Here is a 14,012-nt window from a genome sequence, read left to right on the forward strand (position 1 = left end):
GTTAGCTATCTTTTTGCTGTTGCTCTGGTTGTTGAGAGTAGTCATAGTAATCGTAGTAACCGTGGCTATGTTCATCTTTACTTTTGCTCATATCAACCTTGTTAAGAACAACGCCAGCAACGTGGGCTTTTACTTCAAACAAACGCTCAAGCCCTGCCGTAATAGGCTTAATACGTGTTATATCTGATTTAACAACATAGACTACCGAATCGACACTTTGTGCAATAACCAAAGCGTCACTTACTGCTTGAGTAGGCGGTGTATCGATAATAATATGATCGTACTTCGCTTTTAATACCGTTAATAAATCATCAAACCGTGAGTTAGAGAGTAATTCCAACGGATTACTCGGAATCTGACCACTTGGCATAATAGCAACACCTGACTTTTCATCCATGTGCACACACTCTGCAAACTGCTCTGTACCCATCATTAAATTACTTAAACCAGGATGAAAAACAGGAATATCAAAACGTTTTGCTAAGCTTGGTTTGCGTAAATCAGCATCAATCAATAATACTTTGCCCATCTGGGCAAGCGACATTGCTAAATTAGCAGATGTTGTTGTTTTACCTTCCCCTGGCGACGTTGAAGTAACAGCAATTACTTTATGCGCACGGTCTAAATGAGTAAGTAACAAGCTAGTACGGAATGTGCGTACCGATTCAGCGAAGCGTCTATAGTGATCTTCTAAATACGCATGGATCGGAAAGTAACTATTTTTAGGGATATTGACATGCGGAAGCAGTCCCAGCATGCGCTGCGCTAACTTACTTTCAACATCACTTTTTGTTTTAATCGTATCGTTGAGTGCATCAAATATAAAACTCATTACTACTGCAAAGCCAAAACTTGCAACAAATGCTAATATAACAATTAGTTTTTTATTTGGTTTACTGGGATCTTTAGGTGCATAAGCACGGTCAGTAAAACGGGCTGCCGCTGAACTAAAGTCACTCGTTACTTCCGTTTCTTTAGAGCGCGATAAAAAAGTATTGAAAATATTACGATTCGTTTCTACTTCACGCTTAAGCTGATTGTACTGCGTTTCTTTGCGGGTAATATCTTGATATTCGGCACGAATTTTTGCTAAATCGCGTTCAAGCGCGTTTACTGTGCGGGTAGTCCTGTTAAGCTCTTTTTCAATGCCCGTAATAAGGCCTTTAATTTGCTTATTTAAATTAGCTTTAACCGTCGCAAGCTCAGCCTTTGCTGATATCATTTTAGGGTGTTTTACACCATAAACTTCAGCAAGCTCACTTACTTTTCGCTCAACTAAAACAACCTCACGTTTTACATCTTGTACTACGCGGTGTGATGTAATTTCAGGCATACTACCTAAAAGCTCAATATTATCGTTACCGTATTCATTGATAACGCGATTAATACTTTCTAAGTTATTTTTTGTGGCACGTGTTTCTACCAACTGCTTAGACATTTGTTCAAGTTCTTGCGTTACCAGCCCCGCAATACCTTCAATATCAACAAGTTTTTGTTCTTCTCGATAAGCTTGTAAGCGCACTTCAGAGCTATCTAATTGAATACGCAGCTCTGATAAGCGCGTATTTAACCAGCTCGATGCCTGCTGAGTAATGCCCATTTTAGCGCGCATTTGGCTTTCAATATAAACTTCACCCACGGTATTGGCGACAAGTGCTGCAAGTTTAGGATCGCTCGACTCAAAACTAACTCTAACTAGCTGAGTTTTATTTATTGGCGACACACTGAGTCTTGACTTAAAGCTAGCAAGCAAATCAAGCATCTTTCTTTGAGCTTGTTCCTCAGGTGAAAGAAGCACTGTTTCTTTTTTATTTAAAAAAGGTAGGACACTTTTAAGCGAACTTTTAAGCTCACCTAACACAGAGGGTTTTGCAATAAAGTCTGTGTGTGACTGTAAGTCCAACTTAGTTATTACTTCACGTGCAATACTATTTGATTTAATAACCTCAAATTGCGTTAGGTAATATTCTTTTTTTGTGGAGTCTAAGCCGTAAATTTCATCAAAGCTAACTGCTTTGGTCTGCTCTGCCTCAATTAATAATGTAGCAGTTGCCGTATACTTAGGTATTAAAGTTAAAGTAACCATAATAGTCAAAAGCGTAACAACTGTCGCAAAACCTAAAATACGCCATTTAGCGCGTTTAATAACATTAAGGTATGCACCTAAATCAATAACTTCATCGTTATTGCTAGGCTTATCGGATATATGATTCATTTTGTAATTGCCTTTAAACTGCTTTAAAACAAGCGTTGTTCTATTTTTATGGTATCGCCCGCTGCAATTTGGCTATTCAAGCTGCCTTTTTGTTGCTGCTCTTTCGTTTGTTCTTTAAAAATGTATATTTTATCAACCGAAGCACGCTCAGTTAAGCCTCCGGCTAACGCAATTGCTTGGTTAACCGTCATAGCAGGTTGATAAGGGTAGGCACCAGGTTCTTTTACTTCGCCATGAATATAAAAAGGTCGATACTCTATTACCTGTGCGTATACATTAGGGGTAACTAAATAATCAGGATGTAAACCGTCACTTATTACGTTTTCAACTTGCGAAGGATTCAAGCCAACCAGTTTAACTTTACCCAAAAATGGGTAGTTAATTTCACCGCTATTACCTAACAAAGCCGTTACATCTAAATCGGGTTGACCAAATACTTTAATTTCTACTTTATCGCCAGGGCCAATAATGTAACTTTGTGAGTTTTGCGCGTAACAACTAAAGCTAAAAATTAAAAGACTAAAAATCAGTAATTTAAAATTCATTTATTAGCCTTCAACGCAAAGGTAAAGTTAATACCTACAACAACACGATCAAACTCGATTGTGCTTTGTGTTGAATTACGGTCTATAAAATCAACATAACTAGAAACCATACCAAAACTGCTCACTAAATAGTTTAATCCTAAACGTGCATTTTTAGTTTTGTCTTTACGGTTAATACTGCCTGTGTATTGCTCATCAATATAGCTTAAACCCACTAACGAACTAAGGTGTTCACTCCAGTTGTGATTCCAGTTAGCACCGTAAACACTTTCTCTAATGTAATCGCCTTGAACAAGAGGATCTTTAGCAGCACGGCTAGTCGCAAGTTGTAGTGTAGAATAAGTTAATGGCTGCCAAGTAAGCGCGGCTTCCCAGCTTAAACCACTAAAGTTTTGACGACGGTTAGATGCGAAATCTTTATTTTGGTAACCTACTTTAAACGATCCCATAGTCACCGCTGTGGCATCCCATTCCATACCCAACAATACTTTTACATCATTAGAATCACGTGATATACCATTTATTTGTATTGCATCGTATCGGTAGTTTTCTTGTTTTACTTCTAGAAAAGCGCGCGTTGCAGCTTTAGTATCATAATAGCCAATAACACCAATTAAAGATTTATCGTAATCACGAAACTGCGATACAGATCTAAAATTTTGATATTTTTTATTGTAAAAGCCAGTAATTAAAGCAATTTGTGCTTTAGAACTCATTGCGCCGTATTCATAACGCATTGCAATATCTTGCTGCTGATAATTCACTAACTCATTAACAGTATTACCTAAGCCTTCGGTTAAGCCACTGCCTCGTGGTTCGTACAACCAATCAGCGTTACCGGTAACATCTAAACGATGCTTACTTGTGAATTCTTTATGTACCAAAGCACCTACATTAACTTGAGTAAAGTTATCAATTGTATCTTTATTATGGAACGACGTACTGCTGCCTAAATCAAGCTTATAGCTATCAGGGCCATCATCAATTAAAGCACTTATTTTAGGTGCAATACTCCAAATCAATCTTGATTCTGAGTTATCTGGGGTACTAAAAAAGTTGTCGTTACTGCGTAAACCCGTTTGTAGTGTAGGCGTAATTTCTGCACCGTCTTTTGTCATAAAGCTGCCTGGCTTTATATTTGCTAAAGCGGGTGTTGATACAACCACACTTAAAGCAACAAGTAATGGAGTAATTGTATTAGTAGGCATTTTCATTCTTAAATCCCTTAAAAATTGTCATAAATATTATTTTAATATCAAACCATAACGACCAGTGCTTAATATAATGCAAATCAAACTCTACTCGTTTAGTCATTTTATCTAATGTATCTGTTTCACCACGCCAGCCATTAATTTGCGCCCAGCCTGTAATCCCAGGTTTAGTTTTATGTCTAAACATATAAAATTCGACCTTTTTTCGATACTCTTCGTTGTGTGCGACAGCATGAGGCCGAGGGCCTACAATCGACATATCGCCTTTAATCACGTTTATAAACTGTGGTAATTCATCAAGGCTAGTCCGGCGTAAAAAAGCACCTAACTTAGTTATTCGCACATCGTTTTTTGTCGCTTGCGTAACAACATCGCTATTTTCGGTCACCGTCATGGAGCGAAATTTCCAAACTTTTATCTTTCTACCATCAAGCCCATAGCGATCTTGCTTAAAGATAATAGGCCCTTTTGATGTTAGTTTTATTGCGGCTGCTATTGCGAGCAAAACGGGTGTAATTAACGTCAATATAATAGCCGATACAACCACATCCTCAGTGCGCTTAATAAACTCGTGAGCACCAATACACGGTGACTCAAACACACTTAACGTATCTACCGCACCTACATGTTCAATACGCGCATGAATAAGGTTCGACAATAAAAAATCGGGGATAACATGGACGTCAACCGTTGTATCGCCTAACTGTAATAATATGTCAGCGATGCGCCTTTCAGCTTTTAGTGGCAAGGCAATGTATAAAATATCAATTTTACCTTCACGTGCTGCATCAACCGCTTGTTGTATAGCGCCCTCAACGTCATGCGATGCTAATTTACTAAATAAGCGCTCAGGTTTACGATCATCAAAAAAGCCTAAAAATTTAAAACCTAGTTCTTCATTTTTAATGATTTCTTCATGTAAATAAGCGGCTGACTCAGTTGCCCCTACAATTGCTACATTGCGTAAATTAAGTCCTAGCTTGCGGCGATTTCGCTTGTATAAATGCACCGTAAGACGCCACGCATATAAAAAAGTGAAGCTCAATAAAAACCATATCCCTAACCCTAAACGAGAAAGCGAATCGGTAAATTTAAATATAAACGATATAAAAAACAGCACAGCAAAAGCAATAAGCAATGAAGCCCAAGCGCACATTACCATGGTTTTAAACTTACCCGCACGCCAAGAGCGATACGTGGCAAACAGCTCTGCGCTGTATAAAAAACTCAGGGCAACACATAATACCGAGATAATATAAAAAGGAGACAACTGAAAACCGTATATTAAAGCAGCGCATTGAAAAGCTAAAAACAGCGCAAAAATATCAAATAGCCTGTAAAAATTGGCATCAGAAGAGCCCGAAGGTTTAAATGTCCTTGAAGATGTCATTTTGCTAATCCTTGTAGCGATCTAATTGAAGTTAATTCAGCTAACTAAATTTCAGGGCATAATATAGTATTAGTGACTTTTATACAACACTCCATAGACAAGTGTCCTAACAAATAAGTACTACAAAATACATTAACAATTGCAAAAAACAGGATTGTTATTTATTTAAATAAATTTTTAAACCAATCCCATACCCCAAACGAATATCCTTCAAATATATCAATCCCTAAAGCCGACTTAATCAGATACAGCGCCAAAATCACGGTTAAACTCGCGATTAAAATAAAAAAAGTAACAATTGATGCTTGTGCAATTTTTGCCATTTTTTGCTCTTTAGCACTGAGTCCTCGCCTATTTCTGCCAGCGAGTACAACAAAATAATATCTATACTTTAAAATTTTTATTACACCACGACAGTCAAGCGCGTGATTTCCCCATTGCCTTGCACCTATAGCCACTTTTAAATGAGTGAGTTGTTCATCAGAAAAACTATCTTGTATCGTTTCGGGCATACGCTCTAATAAACTTCTTACTGCGGGGTCAGATCTTAAATCAGACAAATACACACTCCATTAAATAACCTCTATAAAAATAAACATATGTTTTAGTTAAACAATAAAAAAGCCAATTATAAATAATTGGCTTTTTTCAACAACGCTTAGCTTATTTTATTGTGCTTGAGCGATAAGTATTGTTATTTAACCAACTTTGTTTTTCAACCGTTGGTATTTTACCATCTTGAGTCACATTCGTTTGATGGAATGAATGTTGATTCCAAATGCGCGTTGCATTTTTCCATGGTTTACTACTATCAGCAGCACCATAAACAGTTACACCATTATTAATGCTATAACGAGAATCATAATTGTTTGATACAACAACTAATTCTGCATTATCATCGCCCTCTAGGTCAACAACAATTGGGTATTCCCAAAGCGTGCCTGATGAGTTGTCTACAGATGATAAAACTGAACCATCAAGTCCGTTAAGTACTCTCACCTTGAAATGATCTTGCACTAATACTTCATCAATACCGTCACCATTAAAGTCAAAAGCACTTACTCCTACCTTACCACTCCAATCATCGTTATTAGAAACTGACCAAACAAGTTGACCCGTCTTATCATACATATCAACAGCTGTATATCCGGCGTGTACAATACCAATGTTGTCTTTACCTAAAAAGCTAGATACCGCTTGTGCACCACCGCCAGAATTTGATCCATTGCTTACTTGCCATTTAACATTACCATTATGTTCAAGTACTGCGAGCACTCCACCATTACTAATACTGCTAGGGTTACTAATAACTATTTCAGGGTCTAAATCATCATCTAAGTTAGCAATGGCACTAAACCACGTACTCCCTGGCGTGCCATATTGCCATAGCAGCGCTCCATTAGAATCATACAAACCGCCACCGGCTAGCACTTCTTGGGAATTATTATTATCAGCATCAAATGCTGTAGAAGCCGCAGACCAGTTAGTTGTATAAAGCAAACCCGTATCGTAATTAAACACATTTGAACCAGTTATAATTTCAACAATACCGTCATTATTTATATCACTTAGAGTGACAGCCCCTAAAGGCTTGCCAGACTTGTTAAGCTCTTTTTTAACTAGTCCGTTATTATCGATAATTTGCACTACTGCAGATGAATAATCGTTTAGAACCAGCTCAACAACACCGTCATTGTCTAAATCAGCGGCTGCAATTGAGTTACGTGAATCAGCAAACACCCCCCCTTTTTCATATGTCCACAGCTCAGAGCCATCAACACCACTTAGTGCACGTACTAAGCCTGGTTTGTTTGTATTATTTTTAAACGACGTAACCACCACATCAGCTATATCGCTCTCATTGATTAAACCGTCGTTATTATCATCATTAAGTTGAACAACAACCGGAGTCGCTATTACTTGGTTATATTCAGGCATAAACTCGCTTGAATTCCACTGCCATTTTTGCTGCATCGCAAATGGTTTAATTGTTTTTGCCATATCTGGCAGGTCACCAGTAAACTCATTACCTAACAGCGTCATTGAACCTTGAAAGCTTTTACCTATAACAGGCATAACGGCTGCACCGTAAAGAGCACTGATATCAGCATGAGGGGCTAAAACTACGCCTTCCCAGCGATTTCCTTTTATATTCAGGTCGTGCGCGTCAACAAAGTTAAAAACGGTTTTAGTTACATGGCTTTTAAGGCGAGCAAAACTTTTGCCTCTTACTAATAATGTTGAGTCACCACTTATATTAAAAATCATAGTAGCGCCAGCTGGCATACCTTGAACTTTAAATGTATGTGCTCTAGCAAATTGCTGTGCATCAATATTAAACACTTGCGTTGCAGAGGTACTATCGCCCTGTAGATACAGTCCGCCCCACTTCCATTGAACTGTGCCGGTTGAATCAAGCTGCGCAAGTTCAGTGCTTAAGTCTTTATAAAATGTTTCTTGTTCATCAAAGTTAAACGGGAGTGTAGCTTGATCTTGATTTGCATAAATACTTGAGCCACGTTCCATACCCCAGCGTACGCTCCAGTGTACATCTGTGCCACCGCCGGCAATCATGCTACCCACATATTGACGACCGATTCTAAATTCAATCCCCGTCTCACTAATTAAATAGTATTCACTCGGGTTAGAACGGCGATTGTAACCTACGCTATAGCCACCTTTAATACTTATGTCACCCGCTGCAATTGCACCATCAGCACGCCCTAAATACGACTTAAATTCTTCAAATACAAATGCAGAAAAATTATTAGCAACACCTAAGTCACCAGCCAACGTTGATGTACTCGCTAAAGTTAGTGCAATCATTGCACTCAATTTTTTATATTTTCTTAATGATTTAGTCATTTCTTCCCTCGAAAATGAAAAAGTGCATTATCCGGCACTAAAATTTTTAACCCTGCGCTTAATAAAAATTAAAAAGCCGCTTAACCTGTGCTGAAGATTATATATACAAATAAAATCAAAAGAAACACGAAATACAACAAAAGTACTGACTTTGTGTTAATAAAATGTTTATTTAATTTAAAATCAACTAGTTATAAAGTTTTAAATTCAAATTTAAATTTAAATAAAAAACAATGATAATTTCATCTCTGGGAACAAAGCACGAGTTAAAAACCAGCATCAAATAAAAAAGGATTATGTGGTTCAGTCGTAATAGTAAATTATATTAATGTAAATAATACGTAGAATGAGGCTACTTACTGATTTAATAATGCAGCACTATCTGAGGGGAATTGGATTAATAATAACTTGGAATATATTTTTTATTACGGCCTTTAAACTAAAGCTTATTTACGAATTTATAAATGGCAATACGTTGACAGAGTAAATATACAGAACGGTTCTACGCCATATAATAGATTAAACATTTTAGCTTCTACAAACCAATAGCGCTAGGGGCTCTTTTTTTCAAAAAATTAAAAACAAAAATGCAAATAACAATTGCAAGCAATGAATTAAAATAAGGTAAAACACTAAACATAACGGAAGTTGAGTCTAAGATCATTAGCTGAAATTTATTCAAAAATCGAAAAATAATTAAATGCAGTGGAAAAATAGCAATTGAAGATAAGGCTAAAAGCCGAGACGTAGGCGATGCTTTTAAAAGGCTACAAATTAAAAATAGTATAAAAATTCCCAAGCAAGAAATAAGCGGATATAAAAAAGGAATAACACCAAAGCTCAATTCACGCATATCAACACGACCATTCTGTAATGCGGCGATATAAAAAATAGGTAAAAGTATAAGTAAAAGAATCCAGACAAAGTATTTTTTACTCAACACAGTAGAATTTAATAAACCAGACTCTTTTGCTACTCTCCCCATCTGGAAAAAGAACAATCCTACCAATGCAGAATCAAAACACCAATAAAACCTTGTTTTTATAAGCCCTACATTAACTAACAAAAAAGACAGAATAACAGCTGAAATAATAAAGGCCGTTATTGGTTTCATCTTCGAAAAAATAATTATTTGCAAAACAGAGATAACTATTAAGCAAGGAAAAAACCACAACACCCCATTAATATGAAAACTATCAGCTTGGGCCGTTATTAAACGAGATAATGGATCAAACCAAGGCATATTACTCGCCTGCCCGCTACCGAAAAAGTGTAATGGTAGCCAAAAACAAAATGAAACAAAAAAGAAAAAACCAAATGGTATAATTAACCTGTGATTTAATTTAATTAATGCTTCTTTTATCGAGTACTGTCGAGAAGCTAAATAACCAGACATGAAAAAAAATAAAGGCATATGAAAAGAGTAGATAAGTATATAAATATTCTCATTTAACCAAGCTGCGTGGCCTAAAACAACAAGAATAATTCCTAGTGCTTTCATATGATCAATATAGTTTATACGTAACATTTCAGTATTCCTCAGAGCGGAGAGTGTAAATATTTGTTTTTAGATATAACCACTCTCGTCCTATATTATTCAAATATAAAATAAAACCACATTTATGGTTATCCTATAGCGCTATAGGTGTTGGTGGTTTATTGCATAATGTTTAAAATATTCAGTATTTTCAGAGTAACTAATTAACTCAGAGTAAAATAAATTGTTTTTACCAAAGGCTTGTGTACATGTTTGCTGAGCTAAAATATCGTAATCACCATTAACCTCTAATATTAGAGGACCATTTTCGATTAAAACAATATCCCAACCTAATGACCTAACATTTGGAAATTGCAAAGCTGCTTCTTTAACCATATTAATGATCTCGTCCCAATATGGAATCTCTAGGCCAGAAAAAGAAACACCTGTGTCAGGATGCTCTGAATATAAATTCTTACAATAGTCGATACCCTGTGAGCTTAAGGCTCCAGTTTGAATATTAACATTAACTCCTATTCCGCCTTGTTTACCAGACCAATTATCAACCTTACGACCATTTCTTCCAATTCGTAAATACGCTGAATTTATAATTACTTCGCCAGATTTTGCAAGCAGTGAATCTACTCTAATCGTATTTACAGCTTCAGGGTATAAACGGTGATTAAATGAATGCTGTTGTATTTTTTCTTCAATTAAATAACTGCCAGAATATTCAGAGAATAGCTTTTTAAGTAACTCTGTTGAGTCATAGGTATCTCCTGACACTTCAAACTTTTTGGCAATATTTGTATTTACATTTATTACATTTACTCCAGCACCCTGTTGCGAATCGATTACCGGTTTAATCACTATAGCATCAGCTGTAATGGCATTTAATATAACTTCAGCGTTCACGCTATTAAGCCCTTTATACTCATTTGTAAAAGCATTATGCGAAATAACATTAATTAACTTTGCAGTCGGTATGCCGGCATCGGCCATCAACTTATGAAATAAAAATTTATCATCTGCAAACACTGTATACCTACAATCGTTTATATAATCTTGTCTAAATTGAGCAAAAAGCAAACCAGTTGAATATAGCTTGACTTCATCTAAGCTTTTATTTTTTTTGTAGCCATCATATTTAAAATAGTTATGGGGCCAATATTTTATTGCTCGCGCTAATAAATAGAGCTCTTTAATTTGTTGTAATAGTGGTTTTCTTTCCTTGTCACGGAACATTTTAATTATAAATTCATTATAAAAATAAGTGACTCTACTTTTGTTAATAATATTGAACACATCAACTTCCTTTTTTAAATTTTTCACTTAGTAATAATATTATAAATTTAGTGTTCGTCACTAAATAACGTTTCCACATCCGACCTGGTTCTTGTATAACTCTGTATAGCCACTCTAAGCCTGCTTTTTGCATCCATAGCGGTGCGCGTTTAACTTTACCAGCGACTACATCAAACGTGCCACCTACGCCCATTACAAAGTCAACACCTAGTTTATCTTGCCATTTATTAATAAAATTTTCTTTTTTAGGGGATGTGATAGCAACAAACAACAACTTCGCGCCCGATTCTCTTATTTTAGTGACTACAGCCTCTTCATCTTCCCAAAAGTACCCGTCGTTATAACCTGCTATGGTTAAATCAGGATTGTGTGCTTTCACTTTACTTACTGTTTCACTTACAACCTCTTGTGTTGCGCCCAGTAAAAAAACAGGGAAGTTTCGTTTTGCGCTCATCGCTAATAGCTCATGAAATAAGTCAACGCCTGCAACGCGTTCTGGCACATCATGCCCTAAAAAACGTGCGCCAAAAACAACGCCCATACCATCAATATTAATTAAATCACACGCTTTAACCGACTCAGCTAAAACAGGATCTTTTTGCATGTTTACTATTTTTGCAACATTTACCACAACGTGTTGTAAAAACTCTTTTTTTTCTATTCTATTTTCGATAAAAGACACTGTTTCTTGCATTGTAGCAATGTCCATCGGGGCCTTTAAAAATTCGATGCGTTTCATTAATATAATCCATTCTTAAATAGTGCTTAGCTTAAACAGTTACGTGCTACTTGTTAGATTTATTGCGATTAAAAAAGGCAAATGAATAATATACCCATGCCTGAGTCCAACGCACATAATCTACTTTATTGGTGAAGTGTTTGTTTTTTTGATAAATAAAGCGCTGGTGTGTTGGTAAATACAAAGTTTCAATAGAGCGATTAATTATCTTTTCTGCCATTGCGAAATCTTCTGCTGTTTTACCTACTTTTAAAAGGGTAAAAATAGCTTGCGACACGCAGTGCATGTCTAGTGGATAGCGATTATTGTTGTAGTATTTAGCCGTACCATCTTCTTCAAAAAGATGCACTTTATAGTATTGTAAACCAAGGTCGATAGCCGTTTTAAATTCGTCTGTAACTAAAGCATCACTTAATAAAGTCAAGGCTTCTAGATTATATCCAGTATGAAAACCATCAATAAATTGGTGGTGGTGTCTTGCGCCGTAAACCCAAGACCCATCAGTGCCTTGTTCTGATACTGTTTGTCTAGCCGCACTAAGTGCTAGCTTTTTATACTCTTGATTATCTGTAAGTGCAGCGACTTTAGCCACCCAAGCAGCTCCCCAAAGATTAGCATTATGAACAAATGCAGTTTCACCCGGTATATAACCAAAAAACTGCCTCCCATCAAGCTCGGTGTATAAAGTTTTAACAATAAAATGCGCGCTATCGAGTGCCGGCTCGCTATATTTGGTTTTCCCTGTTATTTCACTTAATGCATATAGAGCCTGCGCTACATAAATAGTGGTAATAACATTTGGTTTACCTTTGGGAACAAAGAATGCGCGTGCATTCCAATCAAAATGATAACCCCAGCAGCTATGCTGCCATAATTCTCGATCACTTTGTTGAGTTAACAACCAGTCGGCTAGCTGTATTGCTTCATCTAAATATACTTGCTCATTCGTTGCTTTATAGTCTTCTAATAAGCCTAAAATAAATAAGCCAATCCCCTTCGGATTACGCTTTTTAGGTATACCAAATAAAGGACGTAAATTGATGGCTAAACGCTTATGTAATTGAATCCATGCAAGACCAAAAATGCCTTTTTTAAAACCTGGAAACCAATTGAAAAAGCGACTGTTTAATCCATCAAATGGATCTTGCCCTGCGTAGTCATGCTTTTTTGCTGCAGAAATTATTTTTTCAGCGATCAAATCAACTTGGTTATTCACTTTACGTTCTCGTTTATTAATTTTTGATAATAATTAGATAATGTTTCAGCCACTACGTCGTCTTTAAAGCATGCTAAAAATTTTAGCTTGGCCATTTCACCTAGTTGCTGTCGTTTATCTGTATTTTGTGCAAGTTCGCTAAGTGCTATAGCTATTTGCTCTATATTACCTGGTTGCACCAATAAACCTTGTACATCATCCGTTATAGCATCCTCTACAGCCCCAACCGGCGTAGTTACAACAGGTAAACCTACCGACATAGCTTCAAGAATGCTCATAGGTAATCCTTCTGCGTAGCTTGGTAAGACAACAACGTCAGTACGAGCTAATAAATCAAGCTTTTGCGTTTTGTTTATCCAACCTAAAAACTCTACTTTATTCAACACATCTAACTCTTCGCACAAACTAATTAAGCTATCCACATCACCATTACCTGCAATTAATAACCGTGCATTTTCATTTTTAGATATTGCAAAAGCGTGGATTAAATCTTTGATTCCTTTTCGTTCACTAAGCTCCCCCATAAACGTAAAGTTGCATGTAGTATGCTGTAATTTATTGAGCACTAATTCGGGAACAGGGTTATGTAAAATATCCCACTTTTCTCCTGTAGCGTTTTGCAATACATCTGTCCAATGGTTACCCAGACATAACCTGAGATCATAAAAGCTAAAAATATAATCTATATACCTTTTTTTTATACCGGATGCATTTTTATAATACGAATCTAAATTTGCTGCATGATTTTGGTAGATTATTGGTATTCTGAAGAGCTTTAACCAAAGTGCATAGTAACTTTTACGTAATACACTACCACCATGAATGTGAGCCACTTTATAATTATCAAAAATAAGTAAAAAAGGGAACGAAATAAAAGCGCACAGTGTGCTAACAAGCTTTTTAAATTTATTGCCAGGCTTATTTGTATAAAAATAATTTATATTATATTTTGAGTTTAAAAAATCATTCTTCATAAACGTGCTCACAACTGAGGCAACTCCCCCCTGCCCTTTACAACTAACACTTATGACTAATACTTTTTCTTTCAT

The 14,012-nt window shown here is 36.3% G+C and carries 11 protein-coding genes; all 11 read right to left on the reverse strand.

What is annotated here, in order from left to right:
* Position 1 precedes the first annotated feature (1 nt).
* Positions 2–2,215 carry a GumC family protein gene (locus PALI_RS08700; protein ID WP_193155599.1) on the reverse strand — a complete coding sequence of 738 codons (2,214 nt, stop codon included), beginning with the start codon at positions 2,213–2,215 and terminating at the stop codon, positions 2–4.
* Between the two features lie 23 nt (positions 2,216–2,238).
* A complete protein-coding gene (locus PALI_RS08705) occupies positions 2,239–2,760 on the reverse strand; it encodes a polysaccharide biosynthesis/export family protein (protein WP_077538234.1) in 522 nt (173 codons plus the stop codon).
* A complete protein-coding gene (locus tag PALI_RS08710) occupies positions 2,757–3,974 on the reverse strand; it encodes an outer membrane beta-barrel protein (RefSeq protein WP_193155600.1) in 1,218 nt (405 codons plus the stop codon). The genes PALI_RS08705 and PALI_RS08710 overlap by 4 nt, the downstream gene beginning before the upstream one ends.
* Complete coding sequence (locus tag PALI_RS08715) at positions 3,958–5,361, reverse strand: undecaprenyl-phosphate glucose phosphotransferase (RefSeq protein ID WP_193155601.1); 1,404 nt, start codon at positions 5,359–5,361, stop codon at positions 3,958–3,960. Before PALI_RS08715 ends, PALI_RS08710 begins: the two co-directional genes overlap by 17 nt.
* Positions 5,362–5,522: 161 nt before the next feature.
* Entirely contained in the window at positions 5,523–5,921 is a 399-nt protein-coding gene (locus PALI_RS08720; RefSeq protein WP_193155602.1) for a 3-phosphoshikimate 1-carboxyvinyltransferase, read from the reverse strand.
* A gap of 103 nt (positions 5,922–6,024) precedes the next feature.
* The gene (locus PALI_RS08725) at positions 6,025–8,226 is read right to left on the reverse strand and encodes a choice-of-anchor A family protein (RefSeq protein ID WP_193155603.1); all 2,202 of its coding nucleotides are present in this window, start codon (positions 8,224–8,226) and stop codon (positions 6,025–6,027) included.
* Between the two features lie 535 nt (positions 8,227–8,761).
* On the reverse strand, positions 8,762–9,754 hold the full coding sequence (locus tag PALI_RS08730) for an acyltransferase family protein (RefSeq protein WP_193155604.1): 993 nt from the start codon (positions 9,752–9,754) through the stop codon (positions 8,762–8,764).
* A 111-nt stretch (positions 9,755–9,865) separates the two neighbouring features.
* The gene (locus tag PALI_RS08735; protein WP_193155605.1) at positions 9,866–11,008 is read right to left on the reverse strand and encodes a sugar-transfer associated ATP-grasp domain-containing protein; all 1,143 of its coding nucleotides are present in this window, start codon (positions 11,006–11,008) and stop codon (positions 9,866–9,868) included.
* A gap of 1 nt (position 11,009) precedes the next feature.
* Complete coding sequence (locus PALI_RS08740; RefSeq protein ID WP_193155606.1) at positions 11,010–11,747, reverse strand: WecB/TagA/CpsF family glycosyltransferase; 738 nt, start codon at positions 11,745–11,747, stop codon at positions 11,010–11,012.
* A gap of 46 nt (positions 11,748–11,793) precedes the next feature.
* Positions 11,794–12,963 (reverse strand): glycoside hydrolase family protein, encoded by a 1,170-nt coding sequence (locus tag PALI_RS08745; RefSeq protein ID WP_193155607.1) that lies wholly within the window; start codon positions 12,961–12,963, stop codon positions 11,794–11,796.
* Positions 12,960–14,012 carry a glycosyltransferase family 4 protein gene (locus PALI_RS08750; protein ID WP_193155608.1) on the reverse strand — a complete coding sequence of 351 codons (1,053 nt, stop codon included), beginning with the start codon at positions 14,010–14,012 and terminating at the stop codon, positions 12,960–12,962. Before PALI_RS08750 ends, PALI_RS08745 begins: the two co-directional genes overlap by 4 nt.

Source organism: Pseudoalteromonas aliena SW19, assembly GCF_014905615.1.
GTDB lineage: Bacteria > Pseudomonadota > Gammaproteobacteria > Enterobacterales > Alteromonadaceae > Pseudoalteromonas > Pseudoalteromonas aliena.